This is a genomic window from Rhodococcus sp. JVH1, assembly GCF_000280725.2.
GTDB lineage: Bacteria > Actinomycetota > Actinomycetes > Mycobacteriales > Mycobacteriaceae > Rhodococcus_F > Rhodococcus_F jostii_A.
Genome location: NZ_CP166289.1, coordinates 3,378,237 through 3,404,768, shown reverse-complemented (window position 1 = coordinate 3,404,768; position 26,532 = coordinate 3,378,237). Strand labels below are relative to the sequence as shown.

Genomic DNA, 26,532 nt, shown 5'->3' with positions numbered 1-26,532 from the left:
CGCCGTCCGGCCGCTCACCCTTGGCGGGTGAGCGGCCGGACGTGTCTCTACATCCTGGCGTAGCGCGCCATCACGAAGCTGTACAGCCCGTACGCGGCGATGCCCAGTCCGGCGAGGACGAGGAGGAACTGCCCGAACGGCGCCGAACCCAGGGTCTTGACCGCGCCGTCGAGGCCCGTGGCCTTGGACGGGTCGGCGTTGAAGACCGCCACGATCACCAGCACGCCCGCGCCCGCGATGACGAGGCCCTTGGCTACGTAGCCGACCACTCCGAGGGGCTCGACGAGCTTCGACGGGGTGCCCTTCAGGTCGTCCAGGAAGTTCTTCGACGCCCCCTTGTAGATGTGGTAGCCGCCGATCGCGATTGCGCCGAGACCCACCACCACGAGAAGGATCTTGCCTCCCCCGGACTCCATGAGGCGTGCACTCATTCCGGCGTTCTGCTGACCGCTCGATTTCCCGCCGCCGCTCGCGAACTGGTAAGCCGAGAAGGCGAACGCGAAGTAGACGACGGCCAGGCCGAACGCCTTCGCGCGGTCCAGCAGGGACGTCTCGTCGCCGTCGCCCCCGGAATTCTCGGTGGCATGGGGTCCGAGAACGGTCTCGGCGAGCCGCCACAGCGCCATCGCGATGAACGCGACCATCGCCACCCACAGCACGAACCGGCCACCGGGTTTGGCGGCCAGGGCGCCGAGGGCCCCGGACTGATCGGCGTTGCCGCCGGTGCCGAACGCCAGCTGGACGATGATGTACGCGATCAGCAGGTGGACGAAACCGCTCATCACGTGGCCGGCGCGCGCGACCCGTTCGAAAGTGTTGCTGTCGGTTGCCCTGTCGACGGCGCGGCTCATCCCGTTGGCTCGGTTCGTTTCGTTCTGGGCCATCGGGTGTCCTTCGGGTTGTGCGAACGGACCGGAGTCCCTTTCACGTAGAGGTACCCGGTATGGGCCGCGCCGACACGGGGTGAGCGTTATCGCACTGTGTTCGTGACCCGGTCGATCAGGTTGGACGCGCTGTAGTAGTCGAGGCGGAAGCTGTCCTTCCCGAGTCCGATCACCTGCTTCTTCTCCACGGACGGCGTCTCCCGCAGCGTCGGATCGGCGAGGAACCTGTCGGCGTCCGCTGCTTCACCGATCACGATGAACGTGGTGTTGCCGGGCACCGCACGCGGCAGGTTCTCCTGCCCGGCAGGCACGACGTCCTGGCGGCCGGCCATGATGCCCTTGTCGGCGGCGGTGAGGTCGGACGGCAGCTCGGCAAGCGAGAATCCGAGGCGTTCCAGCAGGATGCCCTGCGCCGATTCGGCGGTGAAGATCCGCGACTCCTCCGGCGAGTTGTATGCGAGCACATTCACCGGGTTCGCCGCAGCGACCCTGTCGCCCAGCGCCGACTTGGCGTCGTCGAGTTGCTGGTCGAACTTCGCGACGACGGCGTCGGCCTGCTCCTCGGCCCCGGTGGCCGCGGCGATCTGTCCGCTGAGGGCCTGCCACGACTTGTCGTCGTATCGCAGCACCACGACGGGCGCGATCTGCTTCAACGTGTCCACCTGATCGAGCGCCGAGTCGCCGCCGGTGGCGGACACGAAGATGAGGTCCGGATCGGCGGCGGTGATCTTCTCGACGTTGGGTTCGCCCTGGTACAGCGTCTCGACGCCGCGCTCGGCGGCGATGTCCGCCCACTGCGTGAACAGACCGTTCTCGTCGGTGACGTCGCTGGCTCTCTGCGCGCCGGTACCGATCAGGGGGGCGTCGAGGGCGAGTAGTGAGCCGGTGAGGGTGACGCTGGTGGACACGATCCGCTCGGGCTTCTGTTCGATCGTGACGCTGCCGGTCTCGTCGGTGACGGTGCGCGGCCAGTTCTGGTCGGACGCGGCGGTGGTGCCGGTGGTCGCGGCGTCGGAATCGGGATCGGACGAGCACGCGGCAGCGCCGATCCCGACGGCGAGGACAGCGACGGCTGCCAGTGAGCGACGAAGTTTCACGGTAAGACTCTCTTTCGCACGGGTAAGGAAGCTGATTTAGGCTAGCGTTACCTACATTCGATTGGGGAGTTGGATGCTGCAACGAGTGCCGGGACCCGAGCGTCGCGTCGTGCGCGCACGGTCGATCGACGACCTGACGCGTGACGGCGTCCCCGCGTTCTGGGACCGTCTCACCGCCGTGGGCAGTCCCCTCATCGAGCGGGATGGGGGCGACCCCGGCTGTGTGATCGCGACGTTCTGCTGGCGGGATCCGGACGGCGACGAGCGCACGTCACGCACGCGGCACGTCTACCTCGACGCCAACGGAATCACTGACCGCTCCCGCCTGGAACAGGCCGCGCTGTCGCGGCTACCCGGCACCGACCTGTGGTCGCTCTCGATCGAGGTCCCCGAGAAGTGGCGGGGCGCTTACCGTTTCATTCCCCGGACGGAACCACTGACAGTTCCCGGCGACACCCCGGGCTGGCAGTGGTGGCGGAGCGTGCTCGCCGACGCGCAACCCGACCCGTTCAACCCACTGCCGACGCGGGTGGTGCAGACCGGCGACAGCTCCGAGGCGGTGATGCCGGCAGCGCCCGCGCAGCACTGGTGGACGGACCGGCCGGGCCGCGGCGCGCTTCACGAGACGACGTTCACGCTGTCGGGCACGCGACGGTCGGTGTGGGTCTGCGAACCGCCCGGACTCGCTGCTCGGAATCGTCCGGTCGTGGTGTTGCTGGACGGCCGGACGTGGGCGGTCGACCTGCCGATCGCGGGCGCCGTCGACGCACTCGGACGTGCCGGGCACCGGGTTCCGCTCGCCGTGATGGTCGACAGTGTCGGACCCGAACTGCGATCCCGAGAGCTCGGCTGCAGTCCCGCGTTCGGCGCCGGTCTCGCCGGCGAACTGCTTCCCTGGCTGCGGCGGGAATGGGGTGCCACCGACGACCCCGCGTCGACGATCGTGGCCGGCTGCAGCCTGGGCGGACTGACGGCGTGCCACCTCGCGCTGACGGCCTCGCACGTGTTCGGCTGCGCCGTCAGCCTGTCCGGATCGTTCTGGTGGCCCGGCTCGGGACCTGGAGTCCCGTTCCAGGACCGCGTCCGCGCCGCGGCCCCGTCGACCAGTCGGTTCAGTGTGGAGGTCGGGACCCTCGAATGGATGCTCGTCGAACCCAACCGCGAGGTGCGCGACCTGTTGGCCGGCGCCGGCCACGACGTGCGGTACCGCGAGTTCTGCGGGGGCCACGACGTCCTGCACTGGCGCGACGGTCTGATCGCCGGCGTGGCCGCGATGCTGGAGCGTACCGACCGGTAATGCAGTGATGTGGATAACTCTGTGAATAAACCGCGCGTCGAGGTGAAGGGCGCACCCGCCCGATCGTGGGATGGCAGGATCGGACCATGGCACGCACGCTGAATCTGGCAGGGGATCCGGACGCCGACGCACTCCTGGCGAGTGATCCGCTGGCGTTGCTCATCGGGATGTTGCTCGATCAGCAGGTGCCGATGGAGACGGCGTTCGCGGGTCCGAAGAAGCTGGACGACCGGCTCGGCGGCCTCGAGGTGCATCGCATCGCGGAGATGGATCCGGAGGAGTTCGCGGCCGTCTGCTCGCAGACCCCGGCGGTCCACCGGTTTCCCGGATCGATGGCCACCCGCATCCAGTCGCTGTGCGCGTTCCTCGTCGAGAACTACGACGGCAGCGTCGAGGCGTTGTGGACAAGCGGCGACCCCGACGGCAAAGAGGTCCTGAAGCGGCTGAAGGCGCTGCCGGGGTACGGCGATCAGAAAGCCCGCATCTTCCTGGCGCTGCTCGGCAAGCAGATCGGTGTGGAGCCGAAGGGCTGGCGGGAGGCCGCAGGGGACTACGGCACCGAGGGATCCCGGCGTTCGATCGCGGACGTCGTGGACGACACGAGTCTCCACGAGGTCCGCGAGTTCAAGAAGGCCGCGAAGGCCGAGGCGAAGAAGGCTGCGGCGGCGAAGAAGAAGTAGCCCTACTCGGAATCGGAGGGGTTCTGCTTCCGTTCGGCGTCCAGGTGCCGCCGGCGTTCGGCCTCGTGCATCCACGGGAAGACACTGTTGCCCTGACCGCCGCCGCCCGGACCGTGCCCGAGCACACCGTGTTCGTACGCCGATTCGGCGTGCAAGGCGAGGTCGATGCCGGACGACTCGTCCTCCGCGCTCACCCGGAATCCGAAGATCCGGTCGATCAGTTTCCCCAGCGCGTACGTCACACCGAACGCGTACAGGGCGACGACCACCACCGCGAGCACCTGCTTACCGAGTTGCGCGAACCCGCCCCCGTAGAAGAGGCCTTCCGGTCCGCCCGTCATGACCTCGGTGGCCAGCAGTCCGATCAGGAGGGTGCCGACGATGCCGCCCATCAGGTGGACTCCCACGACGTCGAGCGAGTCGTCGTACCCGAGACGGAACTTCCAGCCGACGGCGAACGAGCAGACCACACCGGCGACGGCGCCGACGACGAGTGCCCCGACCATGCTCACGGTGCCGCAGGACGGGGTGATCGCGACCAGGCCGGCGACGACGCCGGACGCCGCACCGAACGTGGTGGGGTGACCGTCCCGCTTCTGTTCGACGAGCAGCCAGCCGAGCAGACCGGTGCACCCGGCGACGAGGGTGTTCAGGAAGATCGCGGCGGCGGTGCCGTCGGCGGCGAGCGCGGAGCCGGCGTTGAAACCGAACCAGCCGAACCACAGCAGGCCGACGCCCAGCAACACCAGCGGAAGGTTGTGGGGACGCATCGACTCGGACCGGAAACCGAGACGCGGGCCCAGGACCAGCGCCAACGCCAGGCCCGACGCTCCGGACACGATCTCGACGACCAGTCCGCCCGCGTAGTCGAGGGCACCGAACTGCGCGATCCAGCCCTGCGGGTTCCACACCCAGTGCGCGACGGGTGCGTAGACGACGAGGGCCCAGACGGGCACGAAGATCATCCAGGCCGAGAACTTGGCCCGATCGGCGATCGCACCGCTGATCAGTGCGGCGGTGATGATCGCGAACGTCAGCTGGAACGTGGCGAACAGGATCTCGGGCACCTGCCCGTGGACGGTGGTGGGGTCGATGCCCACCATCCCCAGGTGCTCCAGCCCGCCGATCAGTCCGCCGCCGATGTCGTCACCGAAGATGAGGGAGTACCCGGCCACCAGCCACGCGACCGTGACCAGCGCGATCGACACGAAGCTCATCATGATCATGTTCAGTACGCCGGTGGAACGGACCATTCCGCCATAGAACAGGGCGAGCCCCGGCGTCATCAGAAGGACCAGCGCGGTACTGATCAGAAGCCAGGCGGTTGCTCCGGCGTCGATTGCAGGCACGACATTCTCCTCACACCCCGGGACGAAACCCGGCGCGGAAAGTCACGATGACCGCGAGCGGTTTCGACTGTGCTGCCGCTGCGTTGCGAACGTGTTACGCAATGCGGTCAGGTTCGGACTTGCGCCTGTGAGTAGCGCCCCGAGCGGGTGCCGAGCGGGCGCTTCGACCACCCGGCCCGGACTGTCGGGGACCGCCGGTAGTCTTTCCGCGTGGCCCTGTACCGGAAGTACCGACCCGCATCCTTCTCTGAGGTGGTGGGGCAGGAGCACGTCACCGAACCACTGAGCACCGCTCTCGACGCCGGACGGATCAACCACGCGTATCTGTTCTCCGGTCCCCGCGGCTGTGGCAAGACGTCGTCTGCCCGCATCCTGGCCCGATCGCTGAACTGCGTCGAGGGTCCCACCTCGACACCGTGCGGCCAGTGTCCCTCGTGCGTGGCGCTCGGCCCCGGCGGTTCGGGCAACCTCGACGTCACCGAACTCGACGCGGCCAGCCACGGTGGTGTCGACGACACCCGTGAGCTGCGCGACCGCGCGTTCTACGCCCCCGCCGAATCCCGGTACCGGGTGTTCATCGTGGACGAGGCCCACATGGTCACCACGGCCGGTTTCAACGCGCTCCTCAAGATCGTCGAGGAGCCGCCGGAGCACCTCATCTTCATCTTCGCCACCACCGAACCCGAGAAGGTGCTGCCGACCATCCGTTCGCGCACCCATCACTACCCGTTCCGGTTGCTCGCACCGGCGACGATGCGCGGGTTGCTGGAGAAGATCTGCCAGCAGGAGAGTGTGCCGGTCGCGGACCCGGTGTATCCGCTGGTCATCCGTGCGGGTGGCGGTTCGCCGCGTGACTCGCTGAGCATCCTCGATCAGCTGCTCGCCGGAGCGGGCGACGAGGGCGTCACCTACCCGCGCGCGCTCGCGCTGCTCGGCGTCACCGACGTCGCGCTCATCGACGATGCCGTCGATGCGCTCGCCACCGGCGACGGTGCAGCGCTGTTCGGAACGGTCGACCGCGTGATGGACGCCGGACACGATCCGCGCCGGTTCGCCGTCGACCTGCTCGAGCGTCTGCGCGACCTCATCCTGATGCAGGCGGTGCCCGACGCCGCCGAACGTGGCCTGGTCGACGCGCCCGGCGACGTGCTCGAGCACATGCGCGCCCAGGTCCAGCGGATCGGTCCCGCCACGCTCACCCGCTACGCCGAGGTGATGCACGCAGGTCTCGGTGAGATGCGCGGCGCCACCGCCCCCCGCCTCCTGCTCGAAGTGATGTGCGCCCGGATGCTGCTGCCCTCGGCGTCCGATGCGGAGTCCGCCGTGCTGCAGCGACTCGAACGCGTCGAACGCGGACTTCCGCCCGCCGGGTCGGCGCCGGCCGTCGACGCGGCCGAGCGGCCCGCGGCGGCTCCTGCGCGTGCGCCACAACAACCCGCCGAGCCGGAGCCGGAACCGAAGTTCCAGCGACCGTCGATGCGCCAGGCCGCGGCGGCCACCGTCCCCCCGCCGCCCGAGCCGGAACCCGAACCGATGCCGCGGCCGGTTCCGGAGCCCGCGCCGACACCTGTTCCCGAACCGACGCCCGCGCCCGAGCCGGCCCCTGTCCCCGAACCGACGCCCGCGCCCGAGCCGGCCCCTGTTCCCGCGCCCGAGCCCGAGCCGACTCCCGCACCGGCGCCCGCTCCGGTCCCGGAACCCGAGCCGACCCCTGCATCGGAGCCGACTCCTGCACCGGAGCCGACTCCCGAACCCGAGCCGGAGCCGCCGATCGCCCCCGAGGTGGAGGCGGAGCCCGCCGCATCCGCCGGCCCGGATGCTGCCGCGCTGCGGGAAGCCTGGAATTCGCTGCGCGAAAAGGTGAGTCAGCGGAACAAGATCCTGCCTGCCATGTTGTCGGCCGCGACGGTGCACGACGTTCAGGGCTACCGCCTGATCCTGGCGCACCCCGTTCCCAACCTGGGCGCTCGCATCGCGTCGCCGCACAACGCCCAGGTGATCACCGAGGTGCTCGCCGAGATGTTCGGCGGCACCTGGGAAGTGGAGTACCAGGCCGGTGCTCCGACAGCGCCGCCGCCGGTCGCGAAGGCCGCCGCAGCGCCGACGAAACCGGCAGGCGCACCACGGTTCTCCCGGCCCAGCCAGGAGCGGACCGCACAGCGCCCGCCGCAGCAGCAGTCCGACACGCAGCGCTCCGATTCGGCGGGTCCAGCTGCGGGACAGGCACGTCCGTCGCCCGAACCGGACGACGACATTCCGCCGCCGGAGGCACCCGACTACCCGGATGATCCCGGGCCGATCGACTACGAGGCTTCGGCGACCACGCCGCCCGTCTCCACACCCGAGGACGAGGAAGAGATGTTCGCGGAGGCGGCGGAACCCGTCGATCCCACGACGCGCCGCGACCCGGAAGACGTGGCGTTCGAACTGCTCAAGGACATGCTCGGGGCCAAGAAGCTCGAGGGCTGATCCGACGGGGCCGTCGTCGGCGGTCCCGCCACATCGGGACATCCGCCCCTGGTGCCCGGGACGCCGGGTGGCCGATTCTCGTCCCATGAGCACAGTGAATGTTCCAGACGGCGTGCAGAACGAGGTCCCGGCGACGGCACGACCGCGAAGTGGCAGCCGATCGTGGGCCTACGTCGGCGTCCTCGCCGGCGTGGCCGGAATCGTGGGCATCCAGGCGAGCATGTCGATCGACGCCGTCTACGCGGAGGCGTCGGCCGGCGATGCGGTCGCCATCATGAACGGCCTCGCCGGACAGCGCACCGGGATCCTCGTCATGCACGTGTCGATCATGACCGCGGCGCTGCTGATCCTCGTCTTCGCCGCCGGGCTGTCCCAGCGGCTGCGGGCAGCGTTGCCCGCCGACAGCATCCTGCCGTCGGTCGCGGCGTTCGGTCTGGTCCTGACGTCGGCGGCGTGCCTGCTGGGAACCGGACTGACCACCGAGTTGGTGTTCGGTCTCGGTGACACGGACCAGTTGGTGCCGGAGTTCGCGGTGGTCGGCGGCCACTGGATGGGCACCATCCCGTGGCTGTGGGCGGGCGCCGGGGTCAGTGCGCTGGCGGTGGCCGTCGCACTGCTGCGCGGACAGGCGGGCCCGCGGTGGATCGGCTGGGTCAGCCTGGTCCTGGGCTTGGTGACGGCCGTCATCGGCGTCTCGCCGCTGCAGTACCTCGCCGGGTTCACCGGACCGCTGTGGGTGCTGGTGAGCGCGATCGGATTCGCTTTCGCCGACACCGTGCGCGAGTAGGGGAGATACTCGTTCGCATCATGGTGACGCAGAAGGACACTCGAATGACCGAGGGGTCGGCAGGTACGGGCGGTGCGCCCGTACCTGCTGCTGTCATGGCGGTGTCCGCGTGGATTCTGGTCGTCCTGTCCGTGGTGGCGTTCGTCCGGGCCGATCCGGGCATCGATTCGAATCAGCTGTTCTTCCTGGTGGACGTCGTCGGGGCGGCGGTCTACGGGACCGTGGCGGGGGTCGTCCTCGCGCGGCGGGTGCACCCGGTGCCGATCATCATGGGGCTCACCGCGATCGGCGTGGGTGTCGCCGCGCTGGGCTACAGCTATTCGCAACTCGCGCTCGTGCGTCCGGGGTTGCCGTGGGTCGACGTGCTGTCGCCGCTGCAGAACACCGCGTGGATTCCGGGGACGCTCAGCCTGTTCCTGATCGTGCCGTGGCTGATCCGCGACCACCCGCTCGGCGTCGGCGCGAAACTCGGCGTCCTCGCGGGCATCGCGGCGACGTCCTGGTACTTCTGGTCCCGTACGTTCACGGAGATCCCCGCGGTGTGGGTGATCGCGCCCGTTCTCGTCGTCGGCTCCGCGGCGGCGGCGGACTGCGGGTGGCGGTGGCGGCACGGCCCACCCGACGAGCGTGTCGGGCTCGGATGGATGTGCCTCGGCACGGCGCTGATGACGGCCGCATACGTTCCGTTGGCGCTGCCCGCGTCGCTGCCGGGACTGTGGGTGCTCAACCCGTTGGTGCACTTGGCTGTTCAGGCGTTCTATCCGGTCGCGATCCTGGTGTGCATCCTGCGCCAGCGCATGTGGGGGCTGAACCTCGCCGTCAGCCGCGCGACGGTGGCCGGCACCCTCACCGTCCTGCTGCTGGTGCTCTACGTGGTGGTGGCCACGGCCGTGGCGGCGCTGCTGCCCGAAGGCGATTCGGTGGGGGCGCAGGTGGTTGCGGCGGGTGTCGTCGCCGTCGCGGTGCAGCCGGTCCGGTTGTGGCTGCAGCGGCGGGTGCACCACCTCGTCTACGGCGAGGGCGCGGATCCGGCGCGGGCCGTCCGGACCCTGGGCCGGCAGTTCGGCAGTGCCGAGACCCCGGAACAACTCCTGGAGGGTCTCGCTGCCGGGGTGGGCGTCGCATTGCGGCTCGAATCCGTATCCGTGCGGCGCACCAGCGGGGTTGCCGCGGTGTGGGGTTCGGCGACGGGGCACGCCGAGTCGGTGGAGTTGGTCCACCGCGGTGCGGTGCTGGGGACGATGGTCGTGACGGCGCCGCCGGGGGAGTCGCTGGGGGCGCGCACCCGCCGGTCGCTCACCGAACTGTCGGCGGTGGTGACGGCCGGTCTCGTCGTGCTGCAGTCGGCGGAGAACCTGCAGGAGGCGCGACGCCGGCTGGCGTCCGTGCGACTGGAGGAGCGGCAGATGATTCGCCGCGAACTGCACGACGGACTGGGTCCGTCGCTGGCGGGTATCCGACTCGGCCTGCAGGGCGCCCGGAACCTGCTCGGGTCGGATCCGGTCGCTGCCGCGGAACTCATCGACGCACTGCAGGAGCAACTCGACCATCAGGTGGAGGGCGTCCGGCAGCTGTCCCGCAGCATGTTCCCGCCGGTGCTCGACGAGCTCGGCTTGATCCCGGCCCTGCACGAACTGGCCGCCAATCAGTTGCGCAGCGGATTCCAGCTGAGGGTGCAGGCCGATCCGCCGCCGAGGCTGGGCGCGGAGATCAGCGCCGCGGCGTACGGGATCGTCGTCGAGGCCGTCACCAATGCGCGCAGGCACAGTGGCGCCGACGGCTGCCGGGTCGACGCCACGTTCGCGCGGGAGATGCTCACCGTCGTCATCCACGACGACGGGTGCGGGTTCGATCCTGCCGGGGGCGGCGGCGTCGGGACCCGGTCGATGCGCGAGCGGGCCCACGAACTCGGCGGCACGCTCCACATCGAATCCGGCCGTCCGACAGGCACGGTGGTCACGGCCCGGTTACCGTTGACCGCATCATGAGCGCCGCCGCGAATTCCACCACCTCGTCCATCCGGGTCGCCGTCGTCGACGACCACCCGGTGTTCCGGCTGGGCATGGTCGCGTTGCTGTCGACCCTGGACGGCATGGAGGTGGCCGCCCAGGCCAGCTCCGTCGCGGAGGCGCTCGACGTCGTCGACGGTGACGTCGACGTGGTGCTGATGGACCTCGAACTCGGGGACGGTTCGGGGGTGGACGCCACCCGGCGGCTCGTCGAGCGGCACCCCGCACTGCGGGTGCTCGTGGTGACCATGCACGAGGACGACGAATCGCTGGTCGCGTCGGTGCGTGCCGGGGCTCGCGGCTACCTGGTGAAGGGGGCCGACCCGGGGGAGGTGGAACGGGCGGTCCGGGCGGTCGCCAACGGTGAGGTGATCCTCGGCGCCGCGGTCGCGGCCCGCGCGATGAGCTTCATGGCCGCCTCGCGCAGGGTGGGTCCCACGGTGTTTCCCGAGCTGACCGACCGGGAGCGTGAGGTCCTCGACCTCGTTGCCCGCGGCTATGACAACGCGAGCATCTCGCGCCGACTCGTGCTGAGCCCGAAGACCGTGCGCAACCACGTGTCCAACGTGCTGGCCAAACTCGGTGTGCCCGACCGTCCCGCCGCGATCGTTCGGGCACGGGACGCGGGTCTCGGCCTCGACGCCTGACCTCGCGGCATCCAGCCGGTGCTCGGCGAACATCCGGTTGTAAGTCGTGCTGGAAGCGCAGCCGTGCGCGTTCGAGAGCGAAGTAGTCCGCGACAGGCAGGGCAAGGCTCGCCATCGCCGCGGTGGCGGCGAGCGCAGACTCCGGGCCGTATGCCGGGAGCCGGTCCGCGAACTGCCGGTGATACGAGCCGAACTCGGCATAGTCGCCGCTCAGCAACCCCTTCGGGACGTCGGGCTCGGTCACGTCGACGATGTCGCCGCCCAGTGCGCGGACGAGGTCGAGGAAGCCGGCGAACGAGGTCCCTATCGGGCCGGGCAGGTCGTCGGCGACACCCAGCGGCAACCCGATGCGCATGCCGGACAGCGGGCGTGACCCACCCGCGGCGGCCAGCGGACGGTCACCGCACCCGCGGTCGCGGCGCCGAACAGTTGCCGGCGGGACAGTCGGGTGGTCACAGCGTGTTCTCCTCCGCTCGGGTCGGGTCGGGTCGAGCGCCGCGTCATTACAGCACGAAAAGGCGGGCCGGGCAGGGCGCAGACAGGCCGATCGTGATCGCCTGGGTCACGATCCAGGATCGCTTCGGTCCTTCCTTCCGTTTTGCAACACGTTCTAAGGTGGACGTGCCGGGGTATGCCCCGTGCAGAGCGCCGTGTGCACGGTCGGCGTCGACGCAGATAAGGAAGGAACACTCCACAGTGACCACAGAGGCATTCATTTATGAAGCCATCCGCACCCCGCGCGGCCGCGGAAAGAAGACCGGTTCGCTGCACTCGGTCAAGCCGATCTCGCTGGTCACCGGCCTGATCGACGAGCTCCGCGCCCGCTTCCCCGACCTCGACGAGGATCGCATCTCGGACCTGATCCTCGGCGTCGTCACCCCCGTCGGCGACCAGGGCATGGACATCGCCCGCGTCGCGGTCAACGACGCCGGACTGCCCGACACCGTCGGCGGCGTCCAGCTGAACCGGTTCTGCGCGTCCGGCCTCGAGGCCGTCAACACCGCCGCGCAGAAGGTGCGCTCCGGCTGGGACGAACTGGTCATCGCCGGCGGCGTCGAGTCGATGTCCCGCGTGCCGATGGGCTCCGACGGTGGACCGTGGGCGCTCGACCCGGCCACCAACTACGACAACTACTTCGTTCCCCAGGGTGTGGGGGCCGACCTGATCGCGACGATCGAGGGCTTCTCCCGCGAGGACGTCGACGCGTACGCCGTCCGCTCGCAGGACCTCGCCGCGAAGGCGTGGACCGGCGGCTACTTCGCCAAGTCCGTCGTCCCGGTCAAGGACATCAACGGTCTCACCGTCCTCGATCAGGACGAGCACATGCGTCCCGGCACCACCCTCGAGAACCTCGCGGGCCTCAACCCGTCGTTCGCCGGCGTCGGTGAGATGGGCGGCTTCGACGCCGTGTCGCTGCAGAAGTACCACTGGGTCGAGAAGATCAACCACGTCCACCACGGCGGCAACAGCTCCGGCATCGTCGACGGCGCCGCACTGGTCCTCGTCGGATCCGAGCAGGCGGGCAAGGACATGAGCCTGACCCCGCGCGCCCGCGTCGTCGCGACGGCCACCAGCGGTGCCGACTCCACGATCATGCTCACCGGCCCGACCCCGGCCTCGAAGAAGGTCCTCGCCGCCGCCGGTCTGACCGTCGACGACATCGACCTGTTCGAGATCAACGAGGCGTTCGCGTCCGTGGTGCTCAAGTTCCAGAAGGACCTGAACATCCCGGACGAGAAGCTCAACGTCAACGGCGGTGCCATCGCGATGGGACACCCGCTCGGAGCGACCGGCGCCATGATCACCGGCACCATGATCGACGAGCTCGAGCGCCGTAACGCCCGGTACGCCCTCATCACCCTGTGCATCGGCGGCGGTATGGGCGTCGCCACCATCATCGAGCGCGTCTGACCGCCCGGACCATCAGGAGACTTGAAGCAGTGAGCGAGCAGAACATCATCAACTGGGAGCAGGACGCCGACGGCATCGTCGTGCTCACCATCGACGATCCCAACCAGGGCGCGAACACCATGAACGACGCCTACATCTCCTCGATGAAGGCGACCGTCGACCGCCTCGTCGACGAGAAGGACTCCATCACCGGTGTCGTCATCACGTCCGGCAAGAAGACGTTCTTCGCCGGCGGCGACCTGAAGAACATGATCAAGGTCGGACCGGAGAACGCCGACGAGATCTACAGCCACAGCGTCGCGATCAAGTCGGACCTGCGCCGCCTCGAGACGCTCGGCAAGCCCGTCGTTGCCGCCATCAACGGTGCCGCGCTCGGTGGCGGACTCGAGATCGCCCTGGCCACGCATCACCGCGTCGCCGCGGACGTGAAGGGCGTCAAGATCGGCCTGCCCGAGGTCACCCTCGGCCTGCTGCCCGGTGGCGGCGGCGTCGTGCGCACCGTCCGCATGCTCGGCCTGCAGAACGCGCTCATGCAGGTGCTGCTCCAGGGTCAGCAGCGTGGACCGGTGCAGGCCAAGGAGGTCGGACTGATCGACGAGGTCGTGTCCTCGGTCGAGGAGCTGGTTCCCGCCGCGAAGGCGTGGATCAAGGCCAACCCCGAGGGCGGCGTCCAGCCGTGGGACAAGAAGGGCTACCGGATCCCCGGCGGCACCCCGTCCACCCCGGCATTCGCAGCCAACCTGCCCGCGTTCCCCGCGAACCTGCGCAAGCAGCTCAAGGGTGCTCCCATGCCGGCACCGCGGGCCATCATGGCCGCCGCCGTCGAAGGTTCGCAGGTCGATATCGACAACGCGCTCCTCATCGAGGCCCGCTACTTCACGTCGCTGGTCACCGGCCAGGTCGCGAAGAACATGATCCAGGCGTTCTTCTTCGACCTGCAGGCCATCAACTCCGGGGCCTCCCGCCCCGAGGGCATCGAGAAGACACCGATCACCAAGGTCGGTGTGCTCGGTGCCGGAATGATGGGCGCGGGCATCGCCTACGTGTCCGCGAAGGCCGGCTTCGACGTCGTCCTCAAGGACGTCACCATCGACGCAGCCAACAAGGGCAAGGCGTACTCCGAGGGCATCGAGGCCAAGGCGCTCTCGCGTGGCAAGACCACCGAGGAGAAGTCGAAGACGCTGCTCGACCGCATCACGCCGACCGCCGACCCCGCCGACTTCGCCGGTGTCGACTTCGTCATCGAGGCCGTGTTCGAGTCGCAGGACCTGAAGCACAAGGTGTTCCAGGAGATCGAGGACATCGTCGAGCCGACGGCCCTGCTCGGCTCGAACACGTCGACCCTGCCGATCACCGGGCTGGCGACGGGTGTGAAGCGTCAAGAGGACTTCATCGGAATCCACTTCTTCTCGCCCGTCGACAAGATGCCGCTCGTCGAGATCATCCGCGGCGAGAAGACGTCCGACGAAGCCCTCGCGCGCGTCTTCGACTACGTGCAGGCCATCCGCAAGACACCGATCGTCGTCAACGACTCGCGCGGCTTCTTCACCTCCCGCGTCATCGGCACCTTCATCAACGAGGCCATCGCCATGCTGGCGGAGGGCATCGAGCCCGCCACCATCGAGCAGGCAGGCATGCAGGCCGGCTACCCGGCGGCACCGCTGCAGCTGTCCGACGAACTGAACCTCACGCTGATGCAGAAGATCCGCAAGGAAACCGCGGAAGCTGCGAAGGCCGAAGGCAAGGAACTGCCCGCCGATCCGGCAGGCGACGTCATCAACACGATGGTCGACAAGTTCGACCGCAAGGGCAAACTCGGCGGCGCCGGTTTCTACGACTACGCCGACGGCAAGCGCACCGGCCTGTGGCCCGGGCTGCGGGAGAACTTCGGTTCCAAGGAACTCGAGGTCCCGTTCCAGGACCTCATCGAGCGCATGCTGTTCATCGAGGCCATCGAAACGCAGAAATGCTTCGACGAAGGCGTGCTCCTCACCACCGCCGACGCCAACATCGGCTCCATCATGGGTATCGGCTACCCCGCCTGGACCGGCGGTGTGTCGCAGTACATCCAGGGCTACGAAGGCGGCCAGGCCGGCTTCGTCAAGCGCGCTGAAGAACTCGCCGCCAAGTACGGTGAGCGCTTCACCCCGCCGGCCTCGCTGAAGTAGGCGGCTCCGCCGCCCGTGCGTGGTTAAGGAGTCTCTGGACTCGTTAACCACGCACGGGCTGAGTTATCCCCAACCTGTGGGTTATCCACAGGGCAATTCATTTCCCCAGGTGCGACACCGAGAGCCGTCGGGGGTCTCGGTGACCGTGCCCGGTATGACCTCTACGCAATTCGCCGCCCTGAAAGACGTCGCCGACGCGCAGTTCGGCCTGATCAGCCACACGCAACTCCACGCCCTCGGGTTTCCCCGCAGCAGGGTCCGGCACCGCGTCGAATCCGGTCGGTGGCAAGCAGTGCTCCACGGTGTCTATTCGGTGAGCAACGGACCGATCACACGCGAGATGTCGCTGGAAGCCGCGCTGCTTTTCGGGGGCAAGGGCGCAGTCCTCAGCCACCACACGGCCGCCGAGGAATGGCAGATGATTCGCGTCGATCCCGCACGCCCCGTGCACATCACCGTTCCTTATGGACGATCGGCCATCACCCAGCCTCCGACCGTTGTCGGTGCGGGCCTCGCTTCGGTCAGTCTGTGCCACCGGGAAGGAACTGTCGTGCATCCGGGAGTTGTCGTGCACCGGTCGAGGGCCCACGATTACATTGCCGTCGACACGGACCAACCCCGGACGGCAAGGGCGGATACGGCTCTGGATGTAGCTGTCGCCGAGCCCACGGTCCGGGACGCGTACACCCGGCTCGTCCTCGTGACCAATGCCCGGATCCCGCTGCGCGACATCCGGCGACGCATGGAGGAGCGACGACCACGTCGGTACGGCAAGGCGCTCGTGGATGCGGTACGACTGCTCGCCGACGGCGTCCAATCGGTGCTCGAGTACCGCTACGCCACCGACGTCGAGGACGCGCACGGGCTTCCGCGGGCGCGGCGGCAGTCACCCGTGGTCGTGGACGGGCGCACCCTCTTCGAGGACTGCGACTACTCCGACCACGGTGTGCCGCTCATCGTGCGACTCGACGGACGCCGCGCGCACGCCATGGCGGAGGTCGCGTTCCGGGACCGACGACGCGACAATGCCGCGGAACTGCAGGGGCGGCCTCGACTGGTCTACGGATTCGACGAGGTGACGAAGAACCCGTGTGTGGTGGCCCGCGAAGTGGAGACCGTCCTGGTGCGGGAGGGGTGGGTGAGACCCGGCGACAACCCCTGCCGGGCCTGTGAGTGGTTAAGGAGTGCAGAGACTCCTTAACCACTCACGGGCGGCGGAGCCGCGTATTACTTCCACCACGGACGCAGCGGGACGTGCGCCTCGCCCTTGGGGCCGAGCTTGACGGCGAGGACCTGGTGCAGCTGAACGACGTTGCGTTCGAAGCCCAGCCGCGACCCGGCCATGTAGAGGCCCCAGACGCGTGCGGTGCCTTCGCCGACTTCGGCGACGCAGGCGTCCCAGTTGTCGACGAGGTTCTGGCACCATCCGGCGAGGGTGAGTGCGTAGTGTTCGCGCAGGTTCTCCTCGTGACGCACCTCGAGTCCAACGTTCTGGATCTCGGTGATGATGCGTCCGGAGCCGGTGAGTTCGCCGTCGGGGAAGACGTACCGGTCGATGAATCCGCCTGCGCGCGCCTGACTCTGGTTGTCGGGTCGGGTGATGCAGTGGTTCAGCAGCCGGCCGCCCTCGCGGAGTTTGCTCTGCAGCAGTCCGAAGTAGGCGGGGTAGTTACCGACACCGATGTGCTCGGTCAGGCCGATCGACGAGATGGCGTCGAATCCGGTCTCGGGGACGTCGCGGTAGTCGGAGAACCGGACCTCGGCGAGGTCGGACAGTCCTTCTTCGGCGATGGCCTTCTGCGCCCATTCGGCTTGTTCGCGGGACAGGGTGGCGCCGATGACCTTGACGCCGCGGCGGGCGGCGTACCGGACCATCGATCCCCAGCCGCAACCGATGTCGAGCAGTCGGTCGCCGGGCTGGAGACCGAGCTTCTCGAAGACGAGGCGGTACTTGTTCTCCTGTGCTTCTTCGAGGGTCTGCTCGGTGTTCTCGTAGCACGCACACGTGTAGGTCATGGACGGGCCGAGGACGTACTCGTAGAAGGTGTTCGAGACGTCGTAGTGGTGGTGAATGACCTCGGCGTCGCGGGACTTGGAGTGCCGCAACCCTTCCGCGACTCGACGCCACCGCGGGAGATGCTCCTGCGGGGGAGGGGCGATGGGGCGCAGCAGATCCCAGCCGAGCGAGCGCGTGATCGCGGCGAGCGTGAGCGCGGACGGGCGACGGAAGTGCAGCTCGTCGCCCATGACACGGAGGATCTCGTAGGGGTCACCGGGGTGGACGCCGCGGGCCTCGAGGTCGCCGGACACGTAGGCCCGGGCCATGCCGAGGTCGCCGGGGGCGGTCGCCAGGTAGGTGGTGCCCCGGGTCGTCTTGAGGTGGAGACCGTACGGGGCGTCCTCCGGGCCGGCGGCGCTGCCGTCGTAGGCGGAGAACCGTAGGGGGAGCATACCGTCGGACAGAGTTTCGAGTATCTCTGCGATGGTCAGCTTGTGATCTTGGGAGCGTGAAGCTTTCAGAGTTGTCATCGACGTTGCACCGCCTTGGAGAAAAGGTCCAGTAATCGTGATTTCGGGTCGTAGCGTTTTTTCAGTTCCGTGTATCGATCGCCGCCGTAGTAGAGGCGTTCGAAGTCTTCCCGTGAATAGTACGAATCGGAGTAGAGGGACTTGTGTCCGTCGAAGTCGCTGACCTTGTCTTCGATCAGCCGATTCGCCGCCCCCTCGGGTCGGCCCGGAACGATGGGCACCGACGACCAGAATCCGATGTTCACGTATGTGCGTTTCGGTTCGAGGGGGTACAGGGGCCAGGGGCGTTGCGAGGACGCGCCGGCGGGGGCGGGTTCCCGCAACCGCAACGGGCACAGCCACAGCGGTTCGATCGGGATCTCGTCGAGGAACCATCGGACGAAGTCCGCGGTGCGGTCGATGGGCACTTCGACGTCCTGCACGACGCGTTCGCGCGGCGGGTTGCCCTTGCGCTTCTCGAGTCGGTCGCCGATGTCGTACTTGTGGTCGAGGGCGATGAGCTTCCAGTAGAAGCTGCTGCGGAGGAGGCTCTTCGGCCACAGCCGGCGGATGGTGGGGTTCTGGGCGCCGAAGGCGCGCGAGCACCAGAACCAGTCGGTGTCCCAGCGCCACAGGTAGTCTCGGATGGTGAGTTTGTCCGTTTTGGGGTGGTTCACGGAACTGTGCTGAATGGACCGGTAGAAGATGTTCTGCCCGGTGTAGTCACTGACGGGGCCGCCCTCGTCGGTCTGATGGCCCAGCGTCAGGTAACTCTCGGATGCGGTGAACACGACGCCGTCCAGGTAGTCGACGGGGATGCCGTCGTGGATGCGCTCGGTGACGATGCGATCCATCGCCGACTGCAGTTCGTCCAGGGAATCGAAACGCAGATGCCGCAGTGCCACATACCGTTTGATGGGCTCGAGTTGGATGCGCAGCCGTGTGGAGTAGCCGAGGGTTCCGTAGGAGTTGGGGAATCCCCAGAACAGGTCGGAGTTCTCGCCTTCCGGTGTCGCGGTGACGATGTCGCCGTTGCCGGTCAGGACGTCGATCTCGAGGACCGATTCGTGGGGGAGCCCGCTGCGGAACGACGTCGACTCGATGCCGAGGCCGGTGACCGCGCCGCCGAGTGTGATGGTCTTGAGTTGCGGAACCACCAGCGGCGCCAGCCCGTACGGCAGGGTGGCGTCCACCAGGTCTTCGTATGTGCACATTCCGGCGACATCCGCGGTGCGGGCCTGCTCGTCCACCGAGATGACTCCGCCGAGACCGGAGACGTCGAGGCCGGGCGCGCTGGTGTGGGCCCGTGCCCGGAACAGGTTGGACGTCTTCTTCGCGAGTCGCACGGTGGCGTCCGTGGGAATCGCGCGGTAGGACGCGAGAAGCCGTTCGACGCCGGCGCGGTGAGCGTCGATCCCGGTGACGGGCAGAGTGCGATGCGCACGGAAGGGGCGTCCACCCTCCCGCATGCTTTTCAGTAGTTCAACCGAAGAGGCAGCCACACCTTGACGCTATCCCTCTCCGCGGGTTCAGGCCACGCATATCGGTGCGGTCGAGCGAAGATTCACACAAATGTCTCATCAACGTGCGGGTCGTGACCACGTCGAAGTGAGCTACCTCACAATAGATTGTCACGTCATCGCCCGGACTCGCCGACGGAAGGCAGGATGAGAGGAGGAAGCAGTTTCGTACAAATCGTACAAGAGGAGTCAGAACAGTGGGCCAGGTCAGCGCGAGCAGTTCGATCACCGTCGCAGCCACACCGGAGAAGGCGCTCGCGGCTTTGACGGACTACGAGACGGTGCGTCCGCGCATCCTCTCGGAGCAGTACCTGGACTACCGCGTCCTCGAGGGTGGGCAGGGCGGCGGCACCGTCGCGCAGTGGACGTTGAAGGCCACCGAGAAGCGGTCCCGCGACATCAAGGCCACGGTCACCGTGGCGGGCAACACGATCACGGAGACGGACGCGAACTCGTCGCTCGTCACCACCTGGGTCGTCGCCCCGAGCGGCAGCGGTTCCACGGTCACCACGACCACCGAGTGGAAGGGCGCGGGCGGGATCGGGGGCTTCTTCGAGAAGACGTTCGCGCCGCTGGGTCTGAAGAAGATTCAGGGGCAGGTGCTGGCGAACCTCGAGCGCGAACTCGCCTGACGCGACGCAGGTTCGCTCCGGCGCCGTCGGCGTGAGTCCCACGACGGCGTCGGTGCCGGACCGCACTGACGGTCACGGTCTACTCTGGCAGGGGAAACAGCAGAAAGGACCACGTCAGTGCAACCAGGTGGACAACCCGACATGTCGGCGCTCCTCGCGCAGGCACAGCAGATGCAGCAGCAGCTGATGGCCGCCCAGCAGGAGATGGCCGAGGCCGAGGTCACCGGGCAGGCCGGTGGCGGACTCGTGACCGCGACGGTCAAGGGGACAGGTGAAGTGGTCGGTCTGAAGATCGATCCGAAGGTCGTCGATCCCGACGACGTGGAGACTCTGCAGGACCTCGTGATCGGTGCGATCGAGGACGCGTCGAACAAGGCGCAGGAGATCGCGGCGCAGAAGCTCGGTCCGCTCGCGGGTGGATTCGGTGGGGGAGGCCTGCCCGGTCTCCCCGGTTTCTAGAGGCGCGGCGTGTACGAAGGTCCGGTTCAGGATCTGATCGACGAGCTCGGCAAGCTGCCCGGCGTCGGGCCGAAGAGCGCACAGCGCATCGCGTTCCACCTGCTCAGCGTCGAGCCGCCGGAGATCGACCGGCTCAAGAATGCGCTGCAGCGGGTGCGCGACGGCGTCCAGTTCTGCGTGGTGTGCGGCACGGTCTCCGACAAGGAGCACTGCCGCATCTGCGCCGATCCGCGCCGTGACCGCACGGTGATCTGTGTGGTCGAGGAGCCGAAGGACGTCCAGGCCGTCGAGCGCACGCGCGAGTTCAAGGGTCGCTATCACGTTCTGGGCGGCGCGCTGGATCCGCTGTCCGGGGTGGGCCCCGATCAGCTCCGTATCCGGGAGTTGCTCGCGCGCATCGGCAATCAGGAGGACGGCGTCGACGTCTCCGAGGTGATCATCGCGACCGACCCCAACACCGAGGGGGAGGCCACCGCGACGTATCTGGTGCGGATGCTGCGGGACTTCCCCGGGCTGACGGTCAGCCGGCTCGCGTCGGGTCTGCCGATGGGCGGCGACCTCGAGTTCGCCGACGAGCTCACGCTGGGCAGGGCGTTGTCGGGGAGACGCACGCTGTGACGTCGGATCCGGGCACTGCCGCGCCGGTGAAGCGGACGGCCGAGCAGTCGCGGTCGCTGATCGTCGACGCGGCGGGGCGGGCGTTCGCGACGCGTCCGTACCGGGAGATCACGCTCAAGGACATCGCCGAGGACGCCGGGGTCAGCGCACCGCTGATCATCAAGTACTTCGGGTCGAAGGAGCAGCTGTTCGACGCGCTCGTCGATTTCCGCGCGGCCGCGGAGATCGTGTTCAGCGGTCCGCTGGACGGTCTCGGTGAGCGGATGGTGTCGATGTTCGCGCGGCCGCTCGAACCGTACAAGCCGCTGTCGTTGAACATTCTGTTCATGAGCGGGCCGAGCGAGGAGAGCAGCCGCAAGCTCCGCGCCAACTATTCGGCGCAGATGATCGACGCGCTGGCCGAACGACTGCCCGGGCCGAATGCCCGGCTGCGCGCCGAACTGGTGATGTCGATGCTGACGGGTCTCGCCGTCATGCGTCGCAAGATGATGCAGGAGCACGCGACGGGCACCCCGGAAGAGGTGGTGGCGCACTACGCCCCGCTGGTGCAGGAGTTGCTCGACGGCTGAGGGCGGATTGTCCGGCTTGCGGGGTAAATGGTTGTTCACCTAATCTGGTGAACAATTATTTACCAGCTGTGCAAGGGGTGACGCTTGACGATCTCGTTGCCGCGCCCACTGTCGGCGCTTGCGGATCAGCCGGTCGCACCGCCGGACTCTGCCGGCCGATCGCGTTACCTCTTCCCGATTCTCGCATTCGCGGGCGTGTTCCAGGCCGTCCTGCAGACGGTCATGGTGCCCCTCCTGCCCAGCATGCCGACGTTCACCGGCGCGAGTCAGACGTCCGTGTCCTGGCTGATCACCACCACCCTCCTGGTCGGCGCGGTCGTCACCCCCATCTTCGGCAGGCTCGCCGACATGTTCGGCAAGAAGCGGATGCTTCTCGTCGCCTTCGTCTTCATGACGCTCGGAGCGTTGATCTGCGCCGTGACGTCCGACATCGCGTTCCTGATCTTCGCGCGGGGACTGCAGGGGGCAGGTGCCGCCGTCATCCCGGTCGGAATCTCGATCCTCCGCGACGAATTGCCGCGGGAGAAGGTCAACGGCGCCATCGCCATGATGAGCTCGACCCTCGGGATCGGCACCGCGCTCGGATTGCCGTTCGCGGCCTCTGTCGCCGAGTACTCCAACTGGCACGTCCTCTTCTGGGTCATCGCGGGAATCGGACTCGCCGTCACCACGGCCGCGGTGCTGTTCATCCGCGAGTCCGAGGTGCGGTCGGGTGGGCGGTTCGACGGCGTCGGCGCCGTCGGTCTCACCGCGGCCCTCGTCTGCCTGCTCGTCCCGATCACCCAGGGCAGCTCGTGGGGCTGGGGCAGTCCCGCGGTGCTGGGCATGTTCGCGTCCGCGGTGTTCCTGTTCGCGCTGTGGGGGCATCAGCAGCTGCGCAACCGGAACCCGCTCGTGGACCTGCGGGTGTCGGCGCGACGGTCGGTGCTGCTGCCGCATGTCACGGCGCTGCTCGTCGGGTTCGCGTTCTACGGAAACGCCCTCATCACCACCCAGCTGCTTCAGGCGCCCCGCGGGGACTCCGGCTACGGCATGACGATTCTCCAGGCCGCGGTGTGTCAGCTGCCGACGAGTCTGTCGATGATCGTCTTCGCGCAGGTCGGGGCCCGGGTGTCCGAACGCTACGGGTCGAAGGTGACGATCCTGTCGGGCGCGATCTGTCTCGTCCTCGGCTACGCGCTGCACACGGTGCCACACAAGGAGTTGTGGATGGTGATCGCCGCGCTCGGGGTCGCGGCCGTCGGAACCGCGCTGGTGTACAGCACGCTGCCGATGCTGATCGTGCGGGCCGTGCCGTCCACGCAGATGGCCGCGGCCAACGGCGTCAACGTGCTGCTGCGGACGATGGGGACCACCATGTGCAGCGCGGTGGTGGCGACGGTCCTGGCGGCGAGCATGGTGGGCGGTGTCGCCTCGGCCGCCGGATTCTCGATCGCCTACGGGGTATGCGCGGTGCTGGCGGTGCTGGTGTTCGCAGTTTCCCTGGCCCTGCCGGGGCACGATCGGATGAAGAAAAGTCCGATCGAGCCTCTTGTGACGTAGATCACTCGCGTGTATCGTCAGTGATGCGGATCGAGGAAATGTACCTGTGAGCAGAGAAAACTCGAGAAGCAGAGATCCGGCCGAGAATGCAGAAGCATTCCCGGCCGAACCCCTGTCTGGGGTCTTTACTCCTCCATCGATTCCGCGATCTGCTTGATGGCGGCCAGCCGGCGGTCCCACTCGGCGCCGATCCGTTCCAGCGTCCGCGCCGTCTTGTTGAGTTCCGCGCCCAGCGCGCGGTAGCGGATCTCGCGGCCCACCTTCACCGACTCCACCAGTCCGCAGGCCTGCAGCGCATTCAGATGCTTCGCGATGGCCTGCCGCGACACCGGAAGCCGGGTGGCGAGCGACGACGCCGACTGGTCGGCCCGCCCGAGTTCGGTGAGGATCTCCCAGCGGGTCTCGTCGGACAGCGCCGCGAACACCGAGGCCAGTTCGGCGTACGTGCCCACCGTCATGCCTTCACGCCGTGCAGGTACGCGACCAGTTCGTCGAGTTCGGCGTGCCAGCCCTGGACGTTGCCCTCGCGGGCCCGCTTCTGGTCGGCCACGTCACGGTCGAGGGTGTCGAATCCGGTCTCGACGACGGTCAGTTCGGTGCCGGACGCGTGCTCGGACAGCGTGAACCGCACCAGGGTGGAGTTGCCGATCACCGGGTCGGCGTCGATGTCGGCGGCCCAGCGGAAGCCGAAGGTGTTCGGCTCGTCGACCTCCGTGACGACGGCGCGGGCGGTGCCGTGCTCGTCCCAGGTGAAGGCGGCCTTGCCGCCGACGCTGAGGTCGAGCGACGTGCGCTGCCCGAACCACTGGCTGATCTTGTCGGGATCCGTGATCGCCGCCCACACCGCCGATCTCGGGGCGTTCACGACGACGGTCCGGGTGATGCTGCTCGATGCGTCCATGGTGGTTCACCTTTTCGACGACGGTTGATGTGCAACTTCATGGTTGCACTCTTTTTGTCTTTCTGCAACCCTCTGGTTGCGCTCGGCGCGTGAGTGCCGATGTGTACCCGGATGCGCATCGGCACTCACAGGGGTTATCCACAGGCTGTGGAAAAATGGTGGGAAGGGGCGGTTCCTGTCGGGGCGGGCCGACACCGTTCCGGGCATGGAACACGACTCATGGCAGGCCCTTCTCGACGCCCAGGACGGCGTCGTCACCGCGGCACAGCTCCGGGCGCACGGCGTCAGTGCGGGCTGCCGGGCGGGAAACGTCAGATGCCGCACGTCGTGGACGGCCGGATTCTGTACGAGGACGTCGATTACAGCCCCACGGGTGTGCCGCTGATCGTCCGGCTCGACGGGCAGCAGTATCACAGCGCGCAACAGTCCCGCTTCCGTGACCGTCGCCGCGACAACTCGGCGGAGCTGGCCGACCGTCCACGGCTGGTCTACGGGTGACGACGCTTTGCCGCTCACGTGCCTAGACGCGCAGGCGCTCCCGGCGCAACTGCGCGACCTCCGGCAGATCGAGCGGCGCGAGTTCGTCGACGCCCAGCGCCCGCTTCAGGAGCAGGTCGGCGAGTTCGGGGTTGCGGGCGAGCGCGGGTCCGTGCATGTACGTGCCGATCACGGAACCCTGGACGACGCCTTCGAGTCCGTCCCCGACGCCGTTGCCGACGCCGTGCGTGACCCGGGCGAGACCGCGGGCGTCGGCGCCGAGTGTGGTACCGCCGCGGTGGTTTTCGAACCCCGTGAGCGGCTGCGTCAACCCGTCCATCCGTGGTGTCGTGATCACTTCACCGATGGAACGGGTCGCCTGCGGGGACGTGGTGACGTCGAGCATCGAGACACCCTCCACGCGTTCGCCGCTCGACGTCTCGTACCAGTTGCCGAGCACCTGGATCGCGGCGCAGATCGCCAGGACGGGGGCGCCGCGTTCGGCGGCCTTCTGCAGTCCGGGGTACTTGGCGAGGTGCCGGGTGGCGAGGCGCTGCGCCGAGTCCTCGGCCCCGCCGAGCGTGTACACGTCGAGGGACTCCGGGACCGGGTCGTTCAGCGTGATCTCGACGATCTCCGCGTCGTATCCGCGCATGCGCAGTCGCTGCCGGAGGATCAGGGCGTTGCCGCCGTCGCCGTAGGTGCCCATCACGTCGGGCAGCACCAGGCCGATGCGTACGGTCGAGTCAGGCATTGCGCGCCTCCTTCGCGATGGCGGTGTTCAGGTCGCGGAAAGCGGTGTAGTTGGCGAGCACCTCGACGCGCCCGGGTGGGCAGGACGCGATGGCCCGCAACGGGTTCGGGTCGAGCGTGTGCTCGACGCCGGCGTACGTGAGGCGGACGGCGAGGTCGGTGCCGCGTTCGCCGGCGGCCACCACCTTGACGCCCTCGAAGTGCTCGAACCGCACGTCCCACAGCCAGGACAGGTCCTCGCCGTCGGGAACCTGCCCGTTGACGGCGATCACGAGTCCGTCGACGGTGGGGTCGATCATCGACAGCGCCTCCTGCCAGCCGGCGGGGTTCTTGGCGAGCAGCATGTGCACGGAGTGCGACCCGACCTCGACGGTGCTGTAGCGGCCCGCGACCTCCTGGACGGTGGCTGCCGCGGCGACGGCGTCCTCCGCCTTCGCGCCCATCGCGACCGCCGCGGCGACGGCCTGCGCGGCGTTGCCGCGGTTGGCCCGCCCGGGCAGGGCGAGGGTCATCGGGATCTTCAGACCGTCGGGCCCGTAAAGGTTTTCGTCGTCCAGCCACCAGTCGGGGGTCGGGCGTGCGAAGTCGGAACCGGTGCTGCGCCAGTGCGAGCCCTCCCAGACGATGGGTTCGCCGGTGCGCGGACAGCTGGCGGCGTCGCTGGCCCATCCGCCGCCTGCGGCGACCCAGACGACGTTCTTCGCGTCGTAGGCCACCGAGGTGACGAGGACGTCGTCGCAGTTGGCGATCACGACGGCCTCCGGGTGTGCGGCGACGCAGGCGCGGAGTTTGCGTTCGATCATGTTGATCTCGCCGACCCGGTCGAGCTGGTCGCGGCTGAGGTTGAGCAGCACCAGGGCTTCGGGGTTGACGGCGTCGGAGACGTGCGGGACGTGGAGTTCGTCGACCTCGAGGGCGGCGAGGGGCGCGTGGACGCGGGTGCTGAGCGCCGCGACGATGCCGGCGTCCATGTTGGCGCCGTCCGCCTGCGTCGCGACCTCACCGAGGGTGGAGAGCGCCGCCGCGGTCATCCGGGTGGTGGTGGACTTGCCGTTGGTGCCGGTGATCACCGCGGTGCGCCGGCCTGCGCCGAGCTGCTCCATCAGTGTCGGGTCGATCTTCAGGGCGATCAGTCCGCCGATCATCGAGCCCTTGCCCCGGCCCGCCTTCTGTGACGCCCACGAGGCCGCTGCCGCTGCGCGCAGGGCGAGCTTGCCCCGCGTCGTGATCCCAGTTCCAGTACTCACTCCGCGAG

Annotated in this window: 24 protein-coding genes and 1 pseudogene; 16 read left to right on the top strand and 9 right to left on the bottom strand. The window is 68.3% G+C overall.

Going from position 1 to position 26,532, the window contains the following annotated elements; genetic code table 11:
* Positions 1 to 47: 47 nt before the first annotated feature.
* Positions 48 to 884 (bottom strand): DUF1206 domain-containing protein, encoded by an 837-nt coding sequence (locus JVH1_RS15490; RefSeq protein WP_009477254.1) that lies wholly within the window; start codon positions 882 to 884, stop codon positions 48 to 50.
* Positions 885 to 970: 86 nt separating this feature from the next.
* Positions 971 to 1,981: a Fe2+-enterobactin ABC transporter substrate-binding protein gene (gene fepB, locus JVH1_RS15485; protein WP_009477255.1), complete on the bottom strand. Its 1,011-nt coding sequence runs from the start codon at positions 1,979 to 1,981 to the stop codon at positions 971 to 973.
* Between the two features lie 73 nt (positions 1,982 to 2,054).
* Between fepB and fes the strand changes: the two genes are divergently transcribed.
* Complete coding sequence (gene fes, locus JVH1_RS15480; protein WP_009477256.1) at positions 2,055 to 3,278, top strand: enterochelin esterase; 1,224 nt, start codon at positions 2,055 to 2,057, stop codon at positions 3,276 to 3,278.
* 86 nt (positions 3,279 to 3,364) lie between these two features.
* Positions 3,365 to 3,958, top strand: coding sequence for an HhH-GPD-type base excision DNA repair protein (locus JVH1_RS15475; RefSeq protein ID WP_009477257.1), 594 nt, complete (start codon positions 3,365 to 3,367; stop codon positions 3,956 to 3,958).
* Positions 3,959 to 3,960: 2 nt separating this feature from the next.
* Here the strand turns inward: JVH1_RS15475 and JVH1_RS15470 are convergent, their stop codons facing one another.
* On the bottom strand, positions 3,961 to 5,307 hold the full coding sequence (locus JVH1_RS15470; protein WP_009477258.1) for an ammonium transporter: 1,347 nt from the start codon (positions 5,305 to 5,307) through the stop codon (positions 3,961 to 3,963).
* A 210-nt stretch (positions 5,308 to 5,517) separates the two neighbouring features.
* Here JVH1_RS15470 and JVH1_RS15465 point away from each other — a divergent pair, with 210 nt between their 5' ends.
* From JVH1_RS15465 to JVH1_RS15430, 8 genes are all read left to right on the top strand, one after another.
* Positions 5,518 to 7,776, top strand: a complete 2,259-nt coding sequence (locus tag JVH1_RS15465; protein WP_043780570.1) for a DNA polymerase III subunit gamma and tau — start codon at positions 5,518 to 5,520, stop codon at positions 7,774 to 7,776.
* An 85-nt stretch (positions 7,777 to 7,861) separates the two neighbouring features.
* Positions 7,862 to 8,563 (top strand): hypothetical protein, encoded by a 702-nt coding sequence (locus JVH1_RS15460; protein ID WP_192817857.1) that lies wholly within the window; start codon positions 7,862 to 7,864, stop codon positions 8,561 to 8,563.
* 44 nt (positions 8,564 to 8,607) lie between these two features.
* On the top strand, positions 8,608 to 10,551 hold the full coding sequence (locus JVH1_RS15455; protein ID WP_009477262.1) for a sensor histidine kinase: 1,944 nt from the start codon (positions 8,608 to 8,610) through the stop codon (positions 10,549 to 10,551).
* Positions 10,548 to 11,219, top strand: coding sequence for a response regulator transcription factor (locus JVH1_RS15450; protein ID WP_009477263.1), 672 nt, complete (start codon positions 10,548 to 10,550; stop codon positions 11,217 to 11,219). The genes JVH1_RS15455 and JVH1_RS15450 overlap by 4 nt, the downstream gene beginning before the upstream one ends.
* 46 nt (positions 11,220 to 11,265) lie before the next feature.
* Positions 11,266 to 11,592: a hypothetical protein gene (locus JVH1_RS15445; RefSeq protein ID WP_043780575.1), complete on the top strand. Its 327-nt coding sequence runs from the start codon at positions 11,266 to 11,268 to the stop codon at positions 11,590 to 11,592.
* Between the two features lie 323 nt (positions 11,593 to 11,915).
* A complete protein-coding gene (locus tag JVH1_RS15440; RefSeq protein WP_005253367.1) occupies positions 11,916 to 13,130 on the top strand; it encodes an acetyl-CoA C-acetyltransferase in 1,215 nt (404 codons plus the stop codon).
* A gap of 29 nt (positions 13,131 to 13,159) precedes the next feature.
* Positions 13,160 to 15,298, top strand: coding sequence for a 3-hydroxyacyl-CoA dehydrogenase NAD-binding domain-containing protein (locus JVH1_RS15435; protein ID WP_009477265.1), 2,139 nt, complete (start codon positions 13,160 to 13,162; stop codon positions 15,296 to 15,298).
* 154 nt (positions 15,299 to 15,452) lie between these two features.
* On the top strand, positions 15,453 to 16,499 hold the full coding sequence (locus JVH1_RS15430) for a type IV toxin-antitoxin system AbiEi family antitoxin domain-containing protein (protein WP_043780578.1): 1,047 nt from the start codon (positions 15,453 to 15,455) through the stop codon (positions 16,497 to 16,499).
* 26 nt (positions 16,500 to 16,525) lie between these two features.
* Here the strand turns inward: JVH1_RS15430 and JVH1_RS15425 are convergent, their stop codons facing one another.
* Complete coding sequence (locus JVH1_RS15425) at positions 16,526 to 17,827, bottom strand: class I SAM-dependent methyltransferase (RefSeq protein WP_009477267.1); 1,302 nt, start codon at positions 17,825 to 17,827, stop codon at positions 16,526 to 16,528.
* A complete protein-coding gene (locus JVH1_RS15420) occupies positions 17,824 to 19,275 on the bottom strand; it encodes an FAD-binding oxidoreductase (RefSeq protein ID WP_009477268.1) in 1,452 nt (483 codons plus the stop codon). Before JVH1_RS15420 ends, JVH1_RS15425 begins: the two co-directional genes overlap by 4 nt.
* A gap of 248 nt (positions 19,276 to 19,523) precedes the next feature.
* On the opposite strand from JVH1_RS15420, the gene JVH1_RS15415 reads away from it, so the two are divergent.
* The 5 genes from JVH1_RS15415 to JVH1_RS15395 all read left to right on the top strand — a co-directional run bounded on the left by JVH1_RS15415 (position 19,524) and on the right by JVH1_RS15395 (position 23,146).
* Positions 19,524 to 19,958 carry an SRPBCC family protein gene (locus JVH1_RS15415; protein WP_005248646.1) on the top strand — a complete coding sequence of 145 codons (435 nt, stop codon included), beginning with the start codon at positions 19,524 to 19,526 and terminating at the stop codon, positions 19,956 to 19,958.
* A gap of 117 nt (positions 19,959 to 20,075) precedes the next feature.
* Positions 20,076 to 20,417 (top strand): YbaB/EbfC family nucleoid-associated protein, encoded by a 342-nt coding sequence (locus JVH1_RS15410; protein WP_009477269.1) that lies wholly within the window; start codon positions 20,076 to 20,078, stop codon positions 20,415 to 20,417.
* A gap of 9 nt (positions 20,418 to 20,426) precedes the next feature.
* Positions 20,427 to 21,035, top strand: a complete 609-nt coding sequence (gene recR, locus JVH1_RS15405) for a recombination mediator RecR (RefSeq protein WP_005248644.1) — start codon at positions 20,427 to 20,429, stop codon at positions 21,033 to 21,035.
* Positions 21,032 to 21,604, top strand: a complete 573-nt coding sequence (locus JVH1_RS15400) for a TetR family transcriptional regulator (protein WP_005253374.1) — start codon at positions 21,032 to 21,034, stop codon at positions 21,602 to 21,604. The genes recR and JVH1_RS15400 overlap by 4 nt, the downstream gene beginning before the upstream one ends.
* 84 nt (positions 21,605 to 21,688) lie before the next feature.
* The gene (locus JVH1_RS15395) at positions 21,689 to 23,146 is read left to right on the top strand and encodes an MFS transporter (RefSeq protein WP_009477270.1); all 1,458 of its coding nucleotides are present in this window, start codon (positions 21,689 to 21,691) and stop codon (positions 23,144 to 23,146) included.
* Positions 23,147 to 23,271: 125 nt separating this feature from the next.
* Here the strand turns inward: JVH1_RS15395 and JVH1_RS15390 are convergent, their stop codons facing one another.
* Both JVH1_RS15390 and JVH1_RS15385 read right to left on the bottom strand, forming a co-directional pair.
* The gene (locus JVH1_RS15390) at positions 23,272 to 23,604 is read right to left on the bottom strand and encodes a metalloregulator ArsR/SmtB family transcription factor (RefSeq protein ID WP_005248640.1); all 333 of its coding nucleotides are present in this window, start codon (positions 23,602 to 23,604) and stop codon (positions 23,272 to 23,274) included.
* Positions 23,601 to 24,047 (bottom strand): SRPBCC family protein, encoded by a 447-nt coding sequence (locus JVH1_RS15385; RefSeq protein WP_009477271.1) that lies wholly within the window; start codon positions 24,045 to 24,047, stop codon positions 23,601 to 23,603. The genes JVH1_RS15390 and JVH1_RS15385 overlap by 4 nt, the downstream gene beginning before the upstream one ends.
* Positions 24,048 to 24,329: 282 nt before the next feature.
* On the opposite strand from JVH1_RS15385, the pseudogene JVH1_RS15380 reads away from it, so the two are divergent.
* A pseudogene (locus tag JVH1_RS15380) lies at positions 24,330 to 24,542 on the top strand (hypothetical protein); the annotation flags it as partial.
* Between the two features lie 25 nt (positions 24,543 to 24,567).
* On the opposite strand, the gene JVH1_RS15375 reads toward JVH1_RS15380, so the two are convergent.
* Both JVH1_RS15375 and JVH1_RS15370 read right to left on the bottom strand, forming a co-directional pair.
* The gene (locus JVH1_RS15375; protein ID WP_009477273.1) at positions 24,568 to 25,278 is read right to left on the bottom strand and encodes a type 1 glutamine amidotransferase; all 711 of its coding nucleotides are present in this window, start codon (positions 25,276 to 25,278) and stop codon (positions 24,568 to 24,570) included.
* Positions 25,271 to 26,524: a MurT ligase domain-containing protein gene (locus tag JVH1_RS15370; protein ID WP_005253380.1), complete on the bottom strand. Its 1,254-nt coding sequence runs from the start codon at positions 26,522 to 26,524 to the stop codon at positions 25,271 to 25,273. The genes JVH1_RS15375 and JVH1_RS15370 overlap by 8 nt, the downstream gene beginning before the upstream one ends.
* Between the last annotated feature and the right edge of the window lie 8 nt (positions 26,525 to 26,532).

What these genes read in the sequence shown, in the direction of transcription:
- JVH1_RS15490 (WP_009477254.1), bottom strand. Translation starts at nt 884, where the DNA reads ATGGCCCAGAACGAAACGAACCGAGCCAACGGGATGAGCCGCGCCGTC.
- fes (WP_009477256.1), top strand. Translation starts at nt 2,055, where the DNA reads ATGCTGCAACGAGTGCCGGGACCCGAGCGTCGCGTCGTGCGCGCACGG.
- JVH1_RS15475 (WP_009477257.1), top strand. Translation starts at nt 3,365, where the DNA reads ATGGCACGCACGCTGAATCTGGCAGGGGATCCGGACGCCGACGCACTC.
- JVH1_RS15460 (WP_192817857.1), top strand. Translation starts at nt 7,862, where the DNA reads ATGAGCACAGTGAATGTTCCAGACGGCGTGCAGAACGAGGTCCCGGCG.
- JVH1_RS15455 (WP_009477262.1), top strand. Translation starts at nt 8,608, where the DNA reads ATGACCGAGGGGTCGGCAGGTACGGGCGGTGCGCCCGTACCTGCTGCT.
- JVH1_RS15450 (WP_009477263.1), top strand. Translation starts at nt 10,548, where the DNA reads ATGAGCGCCGCCGCGAATTCCACCACCTCGTCCATCCGGGTCGCCGTC.
- JVH1_RS15430 (WP_043780578.1), top strand. Translation starts at nt 15,453, where the DNA reads ATGACCTCTACGCAATTCGCCGCCCTGAAAGACGTCGCCGACGCGCAG.
- JVH1_RS15425 (WP_009477267.1), bottom strand. Translation starts at nt 17,827, where the DNA reads ATGACAACTCTGAAAGCTTCACGCTCCCAAGATCACAAGCTGACCATC.
- JVH1_RS15420 (WP_009477268.1), bottom strand. Translation starts at nt 19,275, where the DNA reads ATGCGGGAGGGTGGACGCCCCTTCCGTGCGCATCGCACTCTGCCCGTC.
- JVH1_RS15390 (WP_005248640.1), bottom strand. Translation starts at nt 23,604, where the DNA reads ATGACGGTGGGCACGTACGCCGAACTGGCCTCGGTGTTCGCGGCGCTG.
- JVH1_RS15385 (WP_009477271.1), bottom strand. Translation starts at nt 24,047, where the DNA reads ATGGACGCATCGAGCAGCATCACCCGGACCGTCGTCGTGAACGCCCCG.
- JVH1_RS15375 (WP_009477273.1), bottom strand. Translation starts at nt 25,278, where the DNA reads ATGCCTGACTCGACCGTACGCATCGGCCTGGTGCTGCCCGACGTGATG.